We start from the raw sequence: 17,791 nt of genomic DNA on the forward strand, positions 1-17,791 counted from the left end.
GAGGTTTATGCTTTGAACGCCGGGCCGTTCGGCTTGAGGCGGATGCCCGGACGCAAGCTGGTCCAGGGCAGGGTGGAGGGATCGGCGGGCATCGCGCCGGGCGCGGCGCAGATCAGGAGATGTTCGGCGATCGGTTCGAAATCGGCGCGGAAATGCACCGAGCTCTTGTTGACGAGAATGGCCTGTTCGGTCGGCTCGATGCCGACGAAGCGATACATTTCCTGGTCGGCGAGCTGGGACTTGTGCGAGGCCACCACGACCCTGACGTCGCCGATGCGCAGTGCCGCGGACGGTCCCATCTCCATCTTGCGACCGCCGTAGAATGGGCCGGGCGCGACGAAACGGCCGTCGGAAATCTTCTCGACGATGAAGCTTTCCTCGAACGGCGCATCGCCGGGAATGCCGCTCTTGCCGCCGAGCGACAGCGTCACGGTGGCCCCTTCGCCGGCTGCATGGGCGGCGAGCGCCGCCTGCGGATCGTAGATCATGCCGATCGCGGCACGGCTGGCGCGGTTGCGCACCAGCGCGCGCAGCATGCCGGTGGTGTCGGAGTCGCCGCCGGCGCCGGGATTGTCCTGGGTGTCGGCGATCACGATCGGGCGCGTCGCCGTCTTCGCCAGCGTCATGGCATGGCGTACGCCGTCATCGGGCGCGTAGATGCGGCCGTCGAAATCATCCTCGTGGCCGGTGACGATCGCCGCGATCGCATCCGCCGCGGCATCCGCGTCGGCCTGCGTACGGCCATAGGCGAACACGCTCGGGCCGCAATGGGCGAAATCGGCGGCGGGAAAGCCGGGCGCGAAGGACAGCGTCGGCACCGCCTCGCTCTGCAGCGCCGCGAGCTTCTCGTAGATGCCCTTGGTCGGCTGGTCGTTGGTGCACTGCCAGCTGATCGGGATCAGGAACGGCAACTGCCGGAACGCCTTGGCAAGCGGCTCTTTCGTCCGCAGCAGCAGCGCGAGATGCTCCGCCGACGCGCGTCCGGTGTCGGCCATGTCGGTGTGCGGATATTTGCGATAGGCGATCAGCGCATCCGCATGCGCCATCATCTCGGGCGTGACGTTGGCGTGCAGGTCGAGGCTCGCGACCAGCGGAACGTGCGGGCCGATCACCTTGCGGACGCGGGCGAGGATCTCGCCTTCGCCGTCGTCGAGATGCTCGGTCACCATCGCGCCGTGCAGATCGAGATAGACGCCGTCGAGCGGCCCGGCAGCCCTGATGCGATCGACCATCGTGGTCGTGATGCGCTCGAACGCATCCCGGGTGACATGTGCGGAGGGGCTCGCCGCACAGGCGATGGTGGGAACGATCTCCCAGCCGTTCGCTTCCGCGACCGCGATGAAGCCGGCCTGGCCGGCATTGATGCCGCGCATCGTCGTGAGCACGGAGGTCGCATCAACGATCGAGCCGCGGCCGCCGCCATGCATGAACGCGTCGTAGTCCGCTTTCGTCGGAGCGAATGTATTGGTCTCGTGCAGGAAGCCGCCGATCGCGACGCGCGTCATTACTTCGCCTCAGGCCGTTGAACGTATGATGACGTTAGACCCGGGTTCGCGGCCCACGCAAGCGATGGAGCGATGCCGTTTTGCATGCCGCTAACGCGTAGCCCGGATGAGCGGACGCCTGCGCCCGAAGGGCGAAGGCGGGAGCGACATCCGGGTTCATCGCCGCAGTTCGTGAGATCCCGCATGTCGCTGGCGCCGCCGCGCGTTCCGCGCGCCGGCTTTCGCTCATGCGGGCTACGGCAGCGCTGCTACGCCACCGCTTCCGCCACCGGCCGGAAGTTGGCAAAGTCCCAGTTCCGTCCGGGGGCCGCTTCGAGCAGGGACCTGGTATAGGCCTCCTTCGGATGCGTCAGGATCTCGCCGGCCGGGCCCTGTTCGACGATGCGGCCCTTCTGCATCACGACGACGTCGTCGCAGATCTGCGCGGCAACGCGCAGATCATGCGTGATGAACAGGATCGCGATCCCGAGCCGGCGCTGGATCTCGTCGAGCAGCTCCAGCACCTGCGCCTGCACCGACACGTCCAGTGCAGAGACGGCTTCGTCCGCCACCAGCACGTCCGGATCGAGCGCGAGTGCGCGGGCGATCGCGATGCGCTGGCGCTGGCCGCCGGAGAACTGGTGCGGATAGCGCGAGATCGCGTCCGCGGGCAGCCCGACCAGCTCGAGAAGCTCGCGCGCCCGCGCCATCGCCTTGTCGTGCGGCGTGCCGTAATTGACGGGCCCCTCGGCGATGCTCTCGCCGACGGTGAGGCGCGGGTTGAGTGAGCGGTAGGGATCCTGGAACACGATCTGGATGCGCTTGCGGTGCGGCTGCAGCAGCCGCCGCGTCAGGATCGAGATCTCGTGGCCGGCAAGGCGGACGCCGCCGGAGGTCGGATCGATCAGCCGGACGATGCAGCGGGCCACCGTCGACTTGCCGGAGCCGCTCTCGCCGACGATGCCGAGCGTGCGGCCCTTGCGCAGGGTGAGGGTGACGTTCTGCGCGGCGACGACCTCGCGCGCTTTGCCGAGGAACGAGCGCTCGCGATAGACCTTGCCGAGCTCGTTGGTCTCCAGCACCACCGGCTCGGTGCTCTCAGGCCGGGGCGGGCGCGGGATCAGGCTGGGCACGGACGCCAGCAGGTTGCGCGTGTAGTCCATCTCGGGCGCGCGCAGGATCTTGTCGAGCGCGCCGGTCTCGACCAGGCGCCCCTGGCGCATCACCGCGACGCGGTCGGCGATCTCGGCGACCACGCCCATGTCGTGGGTGATGAACAGCACCGCCGTGCCGTGATCGCGCTGCAGCTCGCGGATCAGCGAAAGGATCTGCTTCTGCGTGGTGACGTCGAGCGCGGTGGTCGGCTCGTCGGCGATCAGCAGCTTCGGCTCGAGCACCAGCGCCATCGCGATCATGATGCGCTGGCGCTGGCCGCCGGACAGGCGATGGGGATAGGAGCCGAAGATTCGCTCGACGTCGGGCAGGTGGACCTGCTCCATCATGTCGAGGATGCGCTTGCGCCGCGCCCGTGCATCGAGCGACGTATGCGCGCGCAGCACCTCGTCGATCTGGCGGCCGACCGGCACGACCGGATTGAGCGCGGTCATCGGCTCCTGAAAGATCATCGCCATCCGGGTGGCACGCAGCTCACGCAGCCGGCGATCGGTCGCGGTGAGCAGCTCTTCGCCGACCAGCTTGACGCTGCCGCCGACGGCATGCAGCGCGTTCTTCGGCAGAAGGCCCATCGTGGTCAGCGACGTCACCGATTTGCCGGAGCCGCTCTCGCCGACGACGCAGAGCGTCTCGCCTTTCTCGACCTTGATCGAGACGCCGTCGATGATACGCGGGCCGTTCGGGTTCTTCGTCTTGCCGACGGTGACGACGAGATTGTCGATGTCGAGGATGGTGTCGGTCATTAGGTCAGGTCTCCGCCGTCATTGCGAGGAGCGAAGCGACGAAGCAATCCAGAGTCGCGGGCGTGGCCCTGGATTGCTTCGCTTCGCTCGCAATGACGAAAAGTGAGATGATCATCTGGGCTAAGCGGTGCCGTCACTTGCCGGCCTCGCGCTGCTTCATGCGCGGGTCGAGCGCGTCGCGGGCGGCGTCGCCGATCAGGTTGATCGACAGGATCGCGATCGACAGCAGCAGGCCGGGCCAGAAGATCAGCGACGGCTTGATCTGGAAGTAGGAGCGGCCCTCGGCCATGATGTTGCCCCAGGTCGGCGTCTCCGGGCTGATGCCGGCGCCGAGGAACGACAGGATCGCCTCGGTGAGAATCGCGGCGGCGCAGATGTAGGTGCCCTGGACGATCAGCGGCGCGATCGTGTTCGGCATCAGGTGCCGCCACATGATCTTGGGCATCGACGTGCCCAATGAAATCGCGGCCTCGACATAGGGCTCCTCGCGCGCGGTCAGCACGACGGAGCGGACGAGGCGAGCGACGCGCGGGATCTCGACGATGGTGATCGCGATCATCACGGTGCCGACGCTGGCGCCGGACAGCGACACCACGGCGATGGCGAGCAGGATGCTCGGGATCGCCATCAGGCCGTCCATCACCCGCATCATGATGGCGTCGACCCAGCGGAAGAAGCCGGAGACGAGGCCGATCACCAGGCCGATCGCGATCGAGATGATCGCCGCGCCGACGCCGACCAGAAGCGAGATGCGGCCGCCATAGATCGTGCGCGACAGCAGGTCGCGGCCATAGGCGTCGGTGCCGAGCAGATATTGCGCGCTCGACGGCTTGAGCCGCTGCGCCGGCGCCAGCAGGATGGGATCATGCGGCGCCAGCAGCGGGGCCAGGATCGAGATGATCACGATCAGCGACAGGCACACCGTGGCCACGGCGATGATCGGGGTCGAGGTCAGAAAGCCGAACCGCGGCCCGAGTCGCGTGGTGACCGGGATCGACGGCTCAGGAGTGGTGACGATTGCCATCGGAACAGGGCCTCAGTAGCGGATGCGGGGATCGAGCAGGGTATAGGCGAGGTCGATCAGGAGATTGACCGCGAGATAGATGAAGGAGGTCAGAAGGATCATGCCCTGGATGACCGGATAGTCGCGCGCCAGCACGGCGTCGACGGTGAGGCGGCCGATGCCCGGCAGGTTGAACACGCTCTCGGTGACCACGACGCCGGAGATCAGCAGCGCGAAGCCGGAGCCGATCACGGTGATGACGGGCACCGCCGCATTGCGCAGCGCGTGGCGCAGCAGCACCGCGATCTCGCTGACGCCCTTGGCGCGCGCGGTACGCACGAAGTCCTCGCCGAGCACGTCGAGCATCGCGGCGCGCGTCATGCGCGCGATCAGCGCGACGTAGATGAAGGACAAGGCGCAGGTCGGCAGGATGATGCGCTCGAAGAACGGGCCGAAGCCGGCGCTGAGACTCTTGAAGCCCTGAACGGGGACCCAGCGCAGGTTGATCGCGAACATCTGGATCAGGATGTAGCCGATGACGAACACCGGCACCGAGAAGCCGATCACCGAGAGCGCCATCACGAAGCGATCGATCCAGGTGCCGTGCTTCCAGGCCGCGATGACGCCGAGCGGGACGGCGACGAGGATCGACAGGATGATGGTCGAGATCGCGACCGAGATCGACGGCTCGATGCGCTGGCCGATCATCTGCAGCACCGGCACCTTCGAGATCAGCGAGACGCCGAGATCGCCATGCAGCAGCTGATTGATCCAGGTGAAGAACTGGATGTAGAGCGGCTCGTGCAAGCCGAGCGTGATGCGGATGCGCTCGAGCTGCTCCGGAGTCGCGTTGTCGCCGGCGAGAATCGCGGCGGGATCGCCCGGCGTCAGCCGCAGCAGGAGAAAGACGAACAGCGCCACCACGCCCATCACGGGGATGGACGCGAGGATGCGGCGAAGCAGATAACCGATCATCTTGAGAGAACCGCCTTCATGGTGCTGGGGCGACGCGCGCAACGTCGTGAGAGAGTGTGCATGTCACCGATGTCCATCGCTTTCAAGGTCTCCGATGTGCGCTCGCCCGCTCCTGCGCGCAGGATGACACGGTGTTCGTGATCCGCGCGAACCATCGCATTTGCGAACAATGTCGCAGCACTTTTGCGGCGAACCTTCGCGGAAACTTTGCAAGCCGCATGCCATCATGCGCGCGCTGCGGAGTGATTGTCCACTCGCCCCGTGCAGGTCCCGGAAAATGAAACCGTGCTGCTGCGCAGCGTAGCCCGGGCGAGCGCAGCGACCGCGCCGACGAGCGGGACCCGCATGTCGCTGACGCTCATGCGGGCTGCGCGCCGTCGCGTGCCGCGATCTAGTCGAGCGTCGCGAGCAGTCCCGCCATCAGGCGGCCGCGCTCGGCGAGGCTGTCGATCTCGATGTGCTCGTTCAGAGTGTGCATGTCGGTGCCGCGCACCCCTAGGCCGTCGAGGGTTGGAATGCCGAGCGCGCCGGTGAAATTGCCATCCGAGCCGCCGCCTGCCGAGCCGTGCGGCAGCGACAGGCCGAGCTGCTCGGCGATTCCGCGCGCCTTGTCGTACAGCGCCATGGTTCCGGAATCCGGCTCCCACACCGGCCGCGTCACGCCGCGCGTCACCTTGAAGGTCACGTCGTCGGTGGTGCCGGACAGGGCCAGCATGCGCTCCACGCCGCGATCGAGGTCGGCCTGCCGTTTCGCCATGCTGAGCGCTTCGCCGGTGGCGGTGGTGGCGACGCAATTGACCCACTGACCGCCATGCACGATGCCGACCGAGAAGGTGCAGTCCTCGGTCGTCATGCCGTCGATGGCGAGGATCTGTCGCGCCATTTCCCGGATCGCGGAACGGCCCGCGCCGAGCCGTGCGCCGGCATGGCTCGGACGTCCGATCGCCTCGAGATTGAAGCGGGCGATGGCATAGCGGCCGGTCACCACGCCATTGTCCTGACGGCCCGGCTCGGGCACCAGCACGTATTTGTTGCGCTGCGCCTCGGCTTCGATGATGTCGCGGGTCGAGGGCGTGCCGACCTCCTCGTCAGGCGTGAACAGGACGGTGATCGGCAGCGGCGTGGCGATGGACGCCTTGCTCAACTGGCGGATCGCTTCCAGCGAGAGATAGTTGCCGCCTTTCATGTCGCAGATGCCGGGCCCGTAGCATCGGTTGCCCTCGCGGCGCCACGGCAGCTTGGCCAGCGTGCCGACGGGGTGAACGGTATCCATGTGGCCGGCGATCAGGATGCCCGGCTCACCCTGCCGCGGGTGCGGGAAGCGGGCGCGCACGCAGCCGGCGAAGCCCTGGCGTCCGGCGATGCGCTCGATCGTCGCACCCATGATCGCCATGTCGCGCGCGGCAAGATCCAGCATGCGCTCCACCGCGGCGGCGTCCCAGGTCGGACTTTCGCGTTCGACCCAGCCGCGCAAGCCCTGCAGCATGATGTCGGTATCGAAGGGAAGATGGGCTGGATTCATTTGCGCTCTCTCAAGGCTTTGTCGCGATCTCATGACACGAGACGGAGTTGCGTTCGCCTTGTAAAGCGAAAGCTATGCAGACGTTAACGGCATTCTCAGCCCAGGGCCGCATGCGCTGAATGCGGATTGACGCGAAAGGCGACCTCTGCAACTGTCGAAAGCTCGCGACTTACAGCATGTTAGTTCGCACAAGGATTGATCTGCACGCCCAACGAATGGTCTGGATCTGATCAGTTTCAGGTCAAACCATCCACTCAGGAGACCTCGTAATGTTCCACAGCCCGCGCTGGAAACGTCTGACGCTCGCGACGAGCCTCGCCGTTTCCATGCTTTCGCTCTCGACGGCGCTGAGCACCCAGGCCATCGCAGCCGGCAAGAAGACGATCACGGCGGTGATGCATTCGGATCTGCGCGTCATCGATCCCGGATTCACGACGGCCTACATCACCCGTGACCATGGCTACATGGTCTACGACACGCTGCTGGCGACCGATTCGAATTTCAAGGTCCAGCCGCAGATGGCGGATTGGAAGATCTCCGACGACAAGCTGACCTACACCTTCACCCTGCGCGACGGCCTGAAATGGCATGACGGCACGCCGGTGACCGCCGAGGACTGCGTCGCCTCGCTGAAGCGCTGGGGCCGCAACGACGGCATGGGCCAGAAGCTGATGGACTTCACGGCGAGCCTCGAGGCTGCGGATGCCAAGACCATCGTGCTCAAGTTGAAGGAGCCCTATGGACTCGTCCTGGAGTCGATCGCCAAGCCGTCCTCGCTGGTGCCGTTCATGATGCCGAAGCGTCTCGCCGAGACGCCGGCGGGCCAGCAGATTCCCGAGCAGATCGGCTCGGGCCCGTTCAAATTCGTCAAGGCGGAATTCCAGCCGGGCGTGAAGGCGGTGTACGAGAAGAACACCGACTACGTGCCGCGCAAGGAGCCGGCGAGCTGGACGTCCGGCGGCAAGGTGGTGAAGGTCGACCGCGTCGAGTGGATCACGATGCCGGATGCGCAGACCGCGGTGAACGCGCTGCAGTCAGGCGACATCGACTTCATGGAGAACCTTCCCTACGACATGCTGCCGGTGCTGGAGGCGAACTCCGAGCTCAAGATCGACGTGCTGAACAAGTTCGGCTTCCAGACGCTCGGCCGCATGAACTTCCTCAACCCGCCGTTCGACAACGTGAAGGTGCGCCGCGCGGCCTTCCTCGCGCTGAACCAGAAGGACGTGCTCGACGCGCTGGTCGGCAATGAGAAGTATCAGAAGATCTGCGGCGCCGTGTTCGTGTGCGGCACGCCGCTCGAGACCGACGTCGGCGCCGAGACGCTGATCAAGGGCAACGGCATGGCGGAAGCCAAGAAGGCGCTTGCCGAGTCCGGCTATGACGGCACGCCGATCGCGATCATGGCGCCGGGCGACGTCACCACCCTGAAGGCGCAGCCCGTGGTGGCGGCGCAACTGTTGCGCGAGGCCGGTTTCAAGGTCGACCTGCAGGCCACCGACTGGCAGACCGTGGTGACGCGGCGCGCCAGCCAGAAACCTGTGAAGGAGGGCGGCTGGAACATGTTCTTCACCAACTGGGTCGGCGCCGACGTCGCCAATCCCGTGGTGAACGTCTCGGTCGGCGGCCGCGGCACAAAGGGCGGCTGGTTCGGCTGGGCCGAGGATGCCGAGATCGAGAAGCTGCGCGACGCCTATGCGCGATCGTCCTCGCTCGACGAGCAGAAGAAGATCGCCACCGAGATCCAGAAGCTGAACTACGAGAAGGTGATCTACATCCCGCTCGGCCAGTATCTGGTACCGAGCGGCTGGCGCAAGTCGCTGAGCGGCGTGCTCGACGGCCCGGCGACGCCGCTGTTCTGGAACGTCGACAAGAGCGAGTAGGCGGCGAACGCACTCGTGATGCAAACAAAGACGCGGCGAAGTGGAAACTTCGCCGCGTCTCTTTTTTGTTCCCGCATTCGCCCGTGCGTGAGCGCCCCTCAGCAGTGCGGATCGCGCACCGCTTCGAGACCCTCGACCATCAAGGGCGGGCTGATCTGATCCTGGGACGGGTTCTTCTCGGTGCGGATCGGCATGGCCGGACGTCGGCTGTCCCGCGGTTTGGTGACTTCATTCGGCATCATCAGGCTCCTTGCTGCTGCGCATAACAGACCGGGAGCCGCCGAGTTCCAGATGGCGGGACGTGATCGACGCAATCGCGATATGTGCATCCGCGTGATGCGGCGACCCATGCGCCCATGGCGATTGACCTGCGAGGGAACTGCTGCAAGTCTCCTCGCCGAGACTGTTTGCTGAAGCGTTTGCAGACGCGACGCAGGACGCCTCGTCAGGCCTTGATCGGTGTCAGGGCCCCCGGATGGAAGCTCACGCCAAGAGAGATCGCATGTCACATACTCCGCGCCGGACCGCATCCGCGCTCGTTTCATGGTTCGTCGCTTCGGTCATGGCCGTGTCGATGGCGGGCGTCACGACCGAGGCCTTCGCCGGCAAGAAGACGATCACGGCGGTGATGCATTCGGACCTGCGCGTGATCGATCCCGTGTTCACGCCGGCCTACATCACACGCGACCACGGCTACATGGTGTACGACACCCTGCTCGGGACGGACGCCAAGTTTCAGGTCCAGCCGCAGATGGCGGACTGGAAGGTCTCCGACGACAAGCTGACCTACACCTTCACCCTGCGCGACGGCCTGAAGTGGCACGACGGCACTGATGTCACCGCCGAGGACTGCGTCGCCTCGCTGAGGCGCTGGAGCCGCAACGACAGCATGGGCCAGAAGCTGATGGAGGCGACCGCCTCGCTCGAGGCCACCGACGCCAAGACCATCACCTTGAAGCTGAAGCAGCCGTACGGCCTGGTGCTGGAGTCCATCGGCAAGCCGTCGTCCTACGTACCGTTCATGATGCCGAAGCGTCTCGCCGAGACGCCCGCGAACCAGCAGATCTCGGAGCAGATCGGCTCCGGACCGTTCAAGTTCGTCAAGGCGGAATTCCAGCCGGGCGTGAAGGCGGTCTATGAGAAGAACACCGACTACGTGCCGCGCAAGGAGCCGCCGAGCTGGACGGCCGGCGGCAAGGTGGTGAAGGTCGACCGCGTCGAGTGGGTCTCGATGCCCGACGCGCAGACGGCCGTCAACGCGCTTCAGGCCGGCGACATCGACTTCATGGAATTCCCGCCGCTCGACCTCGAGCCGGTGCTCGCCGGCAATCCCGATCTGTCGATGAACGTGCTGAACAAGTTCGGCTACCAGACCCTGGGACGCATGAACTTCCTGTTTCCGCCGTTCGACAACGTGAAGATCCGCCGTGCGGCCTTCCTGGCGCTGAACCAGAAGGACGTGCTCGACGCGCTGGTCGGCAACGCCAAGTACTACACGATCTGCGGCGCCGTGTTCGGCTGCGGCACGCCGCTCGAATCCGACGTCGGCTCGGAGACGCTGGTGAAGGGCAACGGCATGGAGCAGGCCAAGAAGCTGCTGGCCGAGGCCGGCTATGACGGCACGCCCGTCGTGATCCTCGCGCCGGGCGATGCGATCACCCTGAAGGCGCAGCCGGTGGTCGCTGCGCAGCTCCTGCGCGCCGCCGGGTTCAAGGTCGATCTGCAGACGACGGACTGGCAGACCGTGGTGACGCGGCGTGCCAGCCAGAAGTCGCCGAAGGAGGGCGGCTGGAACATGTTCTTCACCAACTCGGTGATCGCCGACTCCGGCAATCCGATCGGCAGCACCTTCGTCGGCGCGCGCGGCCAGAAGAGCCCGTTCGGCTGGCCCGACGATCCCAAGATGGAGGAGCTGCGCGACGCCTTCGCCAAGGCCACCAAGCCGGAGGACCAGAAGCGGATCGCCGCCCAGATTCAGCAGGAGGTCTACGATCAGGTGATCTACGTGCCGCTCGGCCAATGGTTCATGCCGAGCGCCTGGCGCAAGTCGATCACCGGCGTGCTGGAAGGGCAGGCCGTGCCGGTGTTCTGGAACGTCGAGAAGAGCGAGTAGCGGAGGTCGTGTAGCCCGCATGAGCGCAGCGACATGCGGGTTCGCCACCGCCGTGCGTGAGATGCGTAGCCCGGATGTCGCTGCGCTCATCCGGGCTACGCATCTCACGCGGAACGACGATCTTCAATCACGCCTTGATCTGGTCCAGCGCCGCCAGCACCTCGCTGGATGCGACCTCGACCCGGCCGATCTCATTGAGCGCTTCCTCGATGTGCCCTGAGCTGAACAGCCGCGCCGCTTCCTTGCCGTGGCGGTGCACCGCCTCGTGCGGGCGCTCGAGGTTGCGGAATGCCGGATCCCCGGCCAAACGCCGACCGCCTTCGCCATAGTACCATTTGCCGAGCCGGCACGTGTGATGATCGGAGAGCTCGTCGGCGCGCAGTTGCAGCCGGCCGACCGACATGTCGACCAGCCGCTTTTTCCAGATCACGTGGTCGGCCTTGGCCAGTCTCACCACCTGGTGGTCCAGCGAAAGCTTGGCGATCTCGCCCAGCATCTTGCCGACCTTCGCGTCCGTCTTGCCCATGGTGTCCGCGAGCGACATCACCTCGTTGGCATTGGCGGTCGCGAGATCGGCGATGATGGTGATGCCCTGTGCGACCTCGTCGGTCGCGGCGGACTGCTCGGCGAGAATGCCGGAGATTTCGTCCATCTTGGTGCTGACCACCGCGGTCCGGGTGCCGGCCTGATCGACCGCCTGCGCCAGATCGTCCATCTCGGACATGCCGACCTCGACCGCCTTGGCGCCGCCGGCCATGGCCTCGACGATGCCGCTCATCTCGCCCTGCAGCCGCTCGATGCGGCCCTTGATGTCCTCCGTCGCCTTGGTCGTCTGCTGCGACAGGTTCTTGACCTCGGCCGCAACGACGGCGAAGCCGCGTCCGAACTCGCCGGCGCGCGCCGCCTCGATGGTGGCATTGAGCGCCAGCAGGTTGGTCTGGTTGGCGATCGCGTCGATGGTGCCGACGATGGATCCGATCTCGGCGGAGGCGGCGCTGAGATCGGCGATCTTTGCCGAGGTGTCGCGCACGGAGCTGGCGATGCCGTTCATCGTCTGCAACGTCCGCCGCACCGCGGTCACGCTGTCCTCGACGGCCTGGCGGGTCGCGGCGGCCTCGGCTGCAGCCTGGGTCGACGTCGCCCGGATGGTGTGCACGGAGGCCTGCATCTCCACCGAGGCCGAAGCGAGGCTCTGGCAGCGCTCGGATTGATTGTTGGAGGCGCCGATCAGGCGCGCCGCGCTGATCGAGGCTTCGTTGCTGTTGATGCAGAGGTCGACGATGGAATCCAGGTCCTGGGAGGCGCGGGTGGCCAGCGCGATGCCCAGGCGATGGATGGCCTCGATCAGTTGCGGCTTGAGCCTGGCACGTAGCGCGGCAGCGTCGACATCAGCGACATCGCGGTTGAGCCTGCCGTCCGCCCAGTCGCCCAGGCACCGCGCCAGCGTGTCCTGGAAGGCGTCGTGTGCGTCCGTGTCGGGGGCGGGCGGGGCATCCGACGGTTCGTTCTTTCGGCTGCGGAATCCCAGCATCGTGCCTCTCATTGATGGCGAGCCCCGGCTGGCCTCGGAACGTCGCACGCAGGTGATCGACTCGGAACGCCGGCAGCCGTTGGTTCCACCGTGGTTCGGTTGTGGTTAACGGCGGGTTTCTCCCTGCAACCGGCGGTGGCGAGATCTGCTGGATCAGACTCTCGTGTTCCGCGTCGAGCCGGCATCCTTGACAGTTTGGTAAGTATTGGCTTACAGTAAGTCATGACTTACGAAATGGCGCTGAACGTTTTGGCGGACCCGACGCGGCGGGAGGTGTTCGAGCGGCTGCGCGGCGGGCCGCGCCCGGTCCACGCGATTGCGGCGGGAATGCCGGTGTCGCGGCCGGCCGTCTCGCAGCATCTGAAGGTGCTGAAGGATGCCGGCCTGGTCGAGGAACGCAGCGAGGGGGTGCGGCGCATCTACGCTTTGCGCCGTGAGGGGTTGGCCGAGCTGCGCGACTGGCTCGACAGCTTCTGGGACGACGCGCTGCTCGCCTTCAAGATCGAGGCGGAGCGCACGCATCGGCAGACGAAAGGGAGGATCGATGAGTGAGGGTGCCGTGATTGCGCCGGACCGGAAGCTTGTCCATGTCCGGGCGCCGATCGATCATGCCTTCGACGTGTTCACGCGCGGCCTGACGCGCTGGTGGCCGCATACGCATGGGGTCGGCCGCAAGCCGATCGAGAAGGTGCTGCTGGAGCCGAAGCTCGGCGGCCACTGGCTCGAGATCGCCGAGGACCGCACGGCGACCACGGTCGCGACGATCACGCTGTGGGAGCCGCCGCATCGCTTCATCATACTGTGGCAGGTCGATGCGCAGTGGAAGCCGGATGCCGCGATGCGCTCGGAGGTCGACGTGCAGTTCGTGGCCGAGGGCCCAGACGCGACCCGGGTCGAACTGCTGCACCACAAGTTCGAGACCATGGGCAGCGAGGCCGGCGCATCGATGCGCCGCGACGTCGACGGCGGCTGGCCGGGGCTGCTGCAGTGCTTCGTGGCCGAGGCCGAGCGGCCGCCGGCGTGAGAAGTTCATCATCAGCGTGGGGAGATCGTGATGTCCGAGTTCGTCGTCCATTCCGTGCCGGGAAGCCCGTTCGGGCGCAGCGTGCTGATCGCGCTGGAGGAGAAAGGCGTTCCGTATCGGCTCGCGGCGATGGCGCCGGGGGACTCCAAGACTGCGGCGCATCTGGCGCGTCATCCCTTCGGGCGCGTGCCGGCGCTCGCGCATGACGGCTTCGTGTTGTACGAGACCCAGGCGATCCTGCGCTATCTCGACCGCGTGCTGCCCGAGCCGGCCCTGACGCCCGTGGATGTCCGGAAGGCCGCGCGCATGGACCAGGTGATGAACATCAGCGACTGGTACCTGTTCCAGGGCGTATGCAACGTCATCCTCTTCCAGCGCATCGTCGGTCCGCAATTCTTCGGCACGACCACCGACGAAGCTGCGATCGCGCGCGCGATGCCGCAGGCGAGGGCGGTCATCGCCGAGTTGTCGCGGCTGCTCGGCGAGCAGCCGTTCATGGTCGGCGATCATCTGTCGCTGGCCGATCTGCAGGCCGCGCCGCAGGCGAGCTTCCTGTCGCTGACGCCGGAATGGGCGGAGCTGACCGCCGGCCATCCCAATCTCGTCGCGTGGATCGAGCGGCTGGAGGCGCGGCCGAGCTTCAAGTCCACCACCATGGCGGAGCTGACGGCGCGAGTGCAGGCGGCGTAGGCCAAGCGGCGTCGATCATGCTTCGGGTGTCGCGCTGCGACGGCCGTCGGGACGGATGGGCGACTTTCAGCCGCATGATTAATCCAGGTTATATCGCTGCGGACCGGTTCCATTTTAGCTGCGACGCAGGTCGAAGGCTTCGGCATCCGCCGCCCCCGATCGACCGCCACAGCGTCCCGATGACCGGATGACGAATCCGGGTCGGCGGGACGGAAGCGCGCGCACCCCTTGATGCTGCGATCAGAACCCGATCTCGCCGGCTGCTGCGTCTCCTGCACCCACGTCGATTCCGGATTCTGTGCCGCGCTGTTCAGGGCCTGCCGGGCGCAGTCGGCGCTGCCGCGGCTCAATCAGCAGTTCTTCAGCGTCCGGGCCGGCCAGCAGATCAAATGCCAGAGCGAGGCGCGCGACGACGTGCTCGTGCTCTGCAGCGGCTGGGCATTCCGTTACATCCAGTTGTCGGATGGCGGCCGCCAGATCCTGCGCTTCCTGCTGCCGGGCGACATCTTCTCGCCGGCGGCGATCTTCGCCAAAGGCATGAGCTTTTCGGCCAAGGCCTTGACCCAGGTCCAGGTCAGCCGGCTCGATGGCGAGGAGGTCCGCAAGCAGTGCCGTGCCGACGAGCTGGTCATGATGGAGGTGTTCCGCTCGCTCGGCGACAACGGTCGAGCCTCCTACGAGCTCATCACCGTGCTCGGCCAGCGTCCGGCCGAGCGCCGGATCGCGCATCTGCTGCTCAGCCTGATGCGGCGGGTCGCGGTGGACGGCGTGGTCCAGCACCACCGCTATCCGTTTCCCTTGAAGCAGCAGCACATCGCCGACGCCGTCGGCGTGACCTCGGTCCATGTCAGCCGCGTGCTCGCGCTGTTTCGCGATCGCAAGATCCTGACGATCGCGGAGGGCAGGCTGGAGGTCACCGATCTCGCCGAGCTGGAGCGGCTGGCGGCGCTGAACTGAGCCGGGCAGGGCAGTCGAGCGAGGCGTGCACAGGGCTGGTGCGGACGGTGGGACTCGAACCCACACGACGTTGCCATCGAGGGATTTTAAGTCCCTTGCGTCTACCGATTCCGCCACGTCCGCGCTTTGATCTTGGAGACCTGACGCATCATCCGGCGACGCCGGACGAGTTGCACTTTGACTCCAAAGCTCATCCTCTGCTTAAGCCACCGCGAGCGCCTTGGTAAAGCCTCAATCCGGCCGTCACCAGCTGCTTTGAGATTGCCTTCGCGCTGAAGCGCTTTGTCAGGTCTGGGATCATCTGGTGCAAGACATGGACGAAGCGGCCGTTGTAAGGCACGGACCCATCACGAGAAAACGATTCGGATCCGCGTGCCTTGCGGACCAGTCGTTGAGCGAGGTGAGCGTGACGAATCCGAAGACCATCGCAGAGGCGAATGCTGCCGCCGTTCGGGCCGATGTCCGCGACCGATCGGCCCAAGATCGAGCCCAAGATCGACCCCATGGCTCGCGGCCGCTGCACGATCGGGGCTGCATGACCAGCGATCGGCTTCGCGTCGCGCTGGCCGCGGGACTGCTCGGGGTGGGATCGCTGCTGTCGGGCTGCGCCGGCATGAGCGACAGTGTGTCGACCGCCTTCGCGGATCCGGCCAAGTACGAGCTCTATGACTGCAAGCAGCTCGAGGCCGAGCGCAAGGCGCTCGCCGGGCGCGCGGCCGAGCTGCAGGGCCTGATGGCCAAGGCGGAGACCGGAGCCGGCGGCGCGGTGGTGGCCGAGGTCGCCTATCGCAACGACTATATCGCGATCCGAGGCCAGACCCAGTTCGCCGAAGAGGCCTGGCGCCGCAACAAGTGCCAGGAAACTCCGGCGCCGCAGCCGGCGGCCGCCAAGCCTGGGAGGCCGGTCAAGCCGGCGGCGCGCCCCGCGCGGCCGATGGCCTCCGGTGCGGGCACGCCGTCGACCCTGCCGCGGGATGGCTCGGTCTACTGAGACGGCGCTCTCCGCCTACGGCCGCCAGTCGTAGATCCAGCTCTGCCGCGCCGACAGGCGCTGCGGGCCGAGCGCCTTGATGCTGAGATCGCGGGCCAGCGCCAGCGGTCCGGTCATGTGATAGAGCCGGCCCTGGTTGCGCGCGGTGCGCTGCACCTGGCCGACGCGCGGGCGGCGCAGCTTGGCGTAGCGTTTCAGCGCAGCCGGGATCGCGCCGGGACCGTCCGGGCGCGCCTCGCTCAGGCTCTTGGCCAGCACCACCGCATCCTCGATCGCCATTCCCGCGCCTTGCGCCGCAAACGGCAGCATGGCGTGCGCGGCGTCGCCGAGCAGCGCGACGCTGCCCTCGGTCCATTCGATGCCTTCGGGGACGCCGAACAGCGCCCATTTGCGCCAGCCGTCGACCGCATTGAGCAGCAGCCGCGCCGTCGCCGGCCAGCGCGGCGGCGCGAACGCCGCCTTCAGCTCGCCCGGATCGCCCTCCGTGCTCCAGCCCGGCCGGTTCCAGGTGCCCGGTACCACCGCAACCACATTGACCTGCCGGCCAGCCGAAATCGGATAGGCGACGAGATGGGCCGCGGGACCCATCCAGAGCTGCACCCGCGCGGCGGTCAGTTCGCGCGGCAATTGCCGGGCGTCGAGCGTGCCGCGCCAGGCGATCAGGCCGGAGAACTCGGCGCGGACCTGCGGAAACAGATGGTGCCGGACCGTCGACCACACGCCGTCGGCGCCGATCAGCGCCAGCGCCACGTCCTGGCGGCGCTCATTGCCGCGGCGATGCACCACGGTGAGGCCCTTGGCGTGGGCGGCGACGTCCTCGAACTGGCAGCCGAGCCGCAGCTCGACGTCCGGATGCGCCATCACCTCCGCGGCCAGCGCCGCCTGCAGGTCGGCGCGGTGGATCACCCAATAGGGTGCGCCCGCTGCCCGGCTCGCGGCCTCGCCGAGCGGCAGGCGGGCGATCTCGCCGCCGGCCCGCGCGCTCATGATGCTGACGGCGTCCGGCACCACCGCGCGCGCGGTCAGCCGCGGCCCGAGGCCGAGGTCGAGCAGGATCCGGCTGGCATTGGGTGAGAGCTGCAGGCCGGCGCCGACTTCCTCGAGCCGTTCGGCCTTCTCCAGCACGACGACTCGGAAGCCCTTGGTGGCGAGCGCGAGCGCGGCCGTCAGGCCGCCGATCCCGGCTCCCGCCACATAGACGGTACGCGATGCCACGACACGCCGATCAGGCGACGTCCTTCAGCACGCATTCCGGCGGCCGCGCCTCGCCGGCGGCGAGGTCCGGCGCATAGCGGTAGAGCGTCGAGCAATACGGGCAGATGATCTCTTTGTCGTTGCCGAGATCGAGGAACACGTGCGGATGATCGAACGGCGGATTGGCGCCCACGCACATGAACTCATGCGAGCCGATCTCGATGACGGGGACACCGGCATCGTTGTTGAAATGCGGGACGATGTTATCGGCCATCGGTATTACCTCGCGTGGCAACGGGAGCGTATGCGGTCAGCACGACGGAACAGGACGGGACTGAGGTCGCACGGCCGCACGCGTCGAAAACGGCGCGACCATACTGAGCCTTGATGCCAATTCCTAGTGCTGGGAACCCGCGTTTGATGCAACGCACGCCGTTATGTTGTGGCCTGTGGATTCGACACAAACTCAGGGCCGCCGAGAAGCCCTTCTTTCGTCGAGGCCGTTGTG

Annotated in this window: 16 protein-coding genes and 1 tRNA gene; 7 read left to right on the top strand and 10 right to left on the bottom strand. The window is 66.7% G+C overall.

All coding sequences use genetic code 11. From position 1 onward, the window contains the following. Positions 1-5 precede the first annotated feature (5 nt). From QX010_RS00405 to QX010_RS00425, 5 genes are all read right to left on the bottom strand, one after another. Entirely contained in the window at positions 6-1,505 is a 1,500-nt protein-coding gene (locus QX010_RS00405; protein WP_316176960.1) for a M81 family metallopeptidase, read from the bottom strand. Positions 1,506-1,753: 248 nt separating this feature from the next. After that, positions 1,754-3,400, bottom strand: a complete 1,647-nt coding sequence (locus QX010_RS00410; protein WP_316176962.1) for an ABC transporter ATP-binding protein — start codon at positions 3,398-3,400, stop codon at positions 1,754-1,756. 133 nt (positions 3,401-3,533) lie between these two features. Continuing rightward, the gene (locus QX010_RS00415) at positions 3,534-4,424 is read right to left on the bottom strand and encodes an ABC transporter permease (protein WP_316176963.1); all 891 of its coding nucleotides are present in this window, start codon (positions 4,422-4,424) and stop codon (positions 3,534-3,536) included. 12 nt (positions 4,425-4,436) lie between these two features. Beyond that, positions 4,437-5,378 (bottom strand): ABC transporter permease, encoded by a 942-nt coding sequence (locus QX010_RS00420; protein WP_316176965.1) that lies wholly within the window; start codon positions 5,376-5,378, stop codon positions 4,437-4,439. Positions 5,379-5,769: 391 nt separating this feature from the next. Continuing rightward, positions 5,770-6,900: a M20/M25/M40 family metallo-hydrolase gene (locus tag QX010_RS00425; protein WP_316176966.1), complete on the bottom strand. Its 1,131-nt coding sequence runs from the start codon at positions 6,898-6,900 to the stop codon at positions 5,770-5,772. Positions 6,901-7,169: 269 nt separating this feature from the next. Here QX010_RS00425 and QX010_RS00430 point away from each other — a divergent pair, with 269 nt between their 5' ends. Then, a complete protein-coding gene (locus QX010_RS00430) occupies positions 7,170-8,783 on the top strand; it encodes an ABC transporter substrate-binding protein (RefSeq protein ID WP_315801085.1) in 1,614 nt (537 codons plus the stop codon). A gap of 98 nt (positions 8,784-8,881) precedes the next feature. Here QX010_RS00430 and QX010_RS00435 read toward each other — a convergent pair whose 3' ends face one another. Next, positions 8,882-9,022 (bottom strand): hypothetical protein, encoded by a 141-nt coding sequence (locus QX010_RS00435; RefSeq protein ID WP_315801084.1) that lies wholly within the window; start codon positions 9,020-9,022, stop codon positions 8,882-8,884. A gap of 263 nt (positions 9,023-9,285) precedes the next feature. On the opposite strand from QX010_RS00435, the gene QX010_RS00440 reads away from it, so the two are divergent. Then, a complete protein-coding gene (locus tag QX010_RS00440) occupies positions 9,286-10,896 on the top strand; it encodes an ABC transporter substrate-binding protein (protein ID WP_316176968.1) in 1,611 nt (536 codons plus the stop codon). A gap of 127 nt (positions 10,897-11,023) precedes the next feature. On the opposite strand, the gene QX010_RS00445 is transcribed toward QX010_RS00440, so the two are convergent. After that, a complete protein-coding gene (locus QX010_RS00445) occupies positions 11,024-12,427 on the bottom strand; it encodes a methyl-accepting chemotaxis protein (protein ID WP_316176970.1) in 1,404 nt (467 codons plus the stop codon). Positions 12,428-12,649: 222 nt separating this feature from the next. Between QX010_RS00445 and QX010_RS00450 the strand changes: the two genes are divergently transcribed. The 4 genes from QX010_RS00450 (at position 12,650) to QX010_RS00465 (ending at position 15,098) form a co-directional block, all read left to right on the top strand. Next, positions 12,650-12,979: a metalloregulator ArsR/SmtB family transcription factor gene (locus QX010_RS00450; RefSeq protein WP_316176972.1), complete on the top strand. Its 330-nt coding sequence runs from the start codon at positions 12,650-12,652 to the stop codon at positions 12,977-12,979. After that, entirely contained in the window at positions 12,972-13,451 is a 480-nt protein-coding gene (locus QX010_RS00455; RefSeq protein WP_316176973.1) for an SRPBCC family protein, read from the top strand. The genes QX010_RS00450 and QX010_RS00455 overlap by 8 nt, the downstream gene beginning before the upstream one ends. A gap of 30 nt (positions 13,452-13,481) precedes the next feature. After that, positions 13,482-14,141: a glutathione S-transferase family protein gene (locus QX010_RS00460; RefSeq protein ID WP_316176975.1), complete on the top strand. Its 660-nt coding sequence runs from the start codon at positions 13,482-13,484 to the stop codon at positions 14,139-14,141. A 231-nt stretch (positions 14,142-14,372) separates the two neighbouring features. Continuing rightward, entirely contained in the window at positions 14,373-15,098 is a 726-nt protein-coding gene (locus QX010_RS00465) for a Crp/Fnr family transcriptional regulator (RefSeq protein WP_315801078.1), read from the top strand. 36 nt (positions 15,099-15,134) lie between these two features. Here the strand turns inward: QX010_RS00465 and QX010_RS00470 are convergent. After that, positions 15,135-15,221 (bottom strand) — tRNA-Leu (locus QX010_RS00470). A gap of 412 nt (positions 15,222-15,633) precedes the next feature. Between QX010_RS00470 and QX010_RS00475 the strand changes: the two genes are divergently transcribed. After that, positions 15,634-16,089, top strand: coding sequence for a hypothetical protein (locus tag QX010_RS00475; protein WP_315801077.1), 456 nt, complete (start codon positions 15,634-15,636; stop codon positions 16,087-16,089). Between the two features lie 15 nt (positions 16,090-16,104). On the opposite strand, the gene QX010_RS00480 is transcribed toward QX010_RS00475, so the two are convergent. Further along, the gene (locus QX010_RS00480) at positions 16,105-17,304 is read right to left on the bottom strand and encodes an FAD-dependent monooxygenase (protein WP_316176978.1); all 1,200 of its coding nucleotides are present in this window, start codon (positions 17,302-17,304) and stop codon (positions 16,105-16,107) included. A gap of 10 nt (positions 17,305-17,314) precedes the next feature. Further along, on the bottom strand, positions 17,315-17,557 hold the full coding sequence (locus QX010_RS00485; RefSeq protein ID WP_315714692.1) for a zinc-finger domain-containing protein: 243 nt from the start codon (positions 17,555-17,557) through the stop codon (positions 17,315-17,317). Positions 17,558-17,791: the final 234 nt, after the last annotated feature.

The sequence above is a fragment of the Bradyrhizobium sp. SZCCHNRI1009 genome, assembly GCF_032487575.1.
GTDB lineage: Bacteria > Pseudomonadota > Alphaproteobacteria > Rhizobiales > Xanthobacteraceae > Bradyrhizobium.

Bases quoted from the DNA above. Each gene is read 5' to 3' on its own strand.
- QX010_RS00465 (WP_315801078.1), top strand. From the start codon at position 14,373: ATGCTGCGATCAGAACCCGATCTCGCCGGCTGCTGCGTCTCCTGCACC.
- QX010_RS00405 (WP_316176960.1), bottom strand. From the start codon at position 1,505: ATGACGCGCGTCGCGATCGGCGGCTTCCTGCACGAGACCAATACATTC.
- QX010_RS00415 (WP_316176963.1), bottom strand. From the start codon at position 4,424: ATGGCAATCGTCACCACTCCTGAGCCGTCGATCCCGGTCACCACGCGA.
- QX010_RS00440 (WP_316176968.1), top strand. From the start codon at position 9,286: ATGTCACATACTCCGCGCCGGACCGCATCCGCGCTCGTTTCATGGTTC.
- QX010_RS00455 (WP_316176973.1), top strand. From the start codon at position 12,972: ATGAGTGAGGGTGCCGTGATTGCGCCGGACCGGAAGCTTGTCCATGTC.
- QX010_RS00420 (WP_316176965.1), bottom strand. From the start codon at position 5,378: ATGATCGGTTATCTGCTTCGCCGCATCCTCGCGTCCATCCCCGTGATG.
- QX010_RS00425 (WP_316176966.1), bottom strand. From the start codon at position 6,900: ATGAATCCAGCCCATCTTCCCTTCGATACCGACATCATGCTGCAGGGC.
- QX010_RS00445 (WP_316176970.1), bottom strand. From the start codon at position 12,427: ATGCTGGGATTCCGCAGCCGAAAGAACGAACCGTCGGATGCCCCGCCC.
- QX010_RS00430 (WP_315801085.1), top strand. From the start codon at position 7,170: ATGTTCCACAGCCCGCGCTGGAAACGTCTGACGCTCGCGACGAGCCTC.
- QX010_RS00450 (WP_316176972.1), top strand. From the start codon at position 12,650: ATGACTTACGAAATGGCGCTGAACGTTTTGGCGGACCCGACGCGGCGG.
- QX010_RS00485 (WP_315714692.1), bottom strand. From the start codon at position 17,557: ATGGCCGATAACATCGTCCCGCATTTCAACAACGATGCCGGTGTCCCC.
- QX010_RS00475 (WP_315801077.1), top strand. From the start codon at position 15,634: ATGACCAGCGATCGGCTTCGCGTCGCGCTGGCCGCGGGACTGCTCGGG.
- QX010_RS00460 (WP_316176975.1), top strand. From the start codon at position 13,482: ATGTCCGAGTTCGTCGTCCATTCCGTGCCGGGAAGCCCGTTCGGGCGC.
- QX010_RS00410 (WP_316176962.1), bottom strand. From the start codon at position 3,400: ATGACCGACACCATCCTCGACATCGACAATCTCGTCGTCACCGTCGGC.
- QX010_RS00435 (WP_315801084.1), bottom strand. From the start codon at position 9,022: ATGCCGAATGAAGTCACCAAACCGCGGGACAGCCGACGTCCGGCCATG.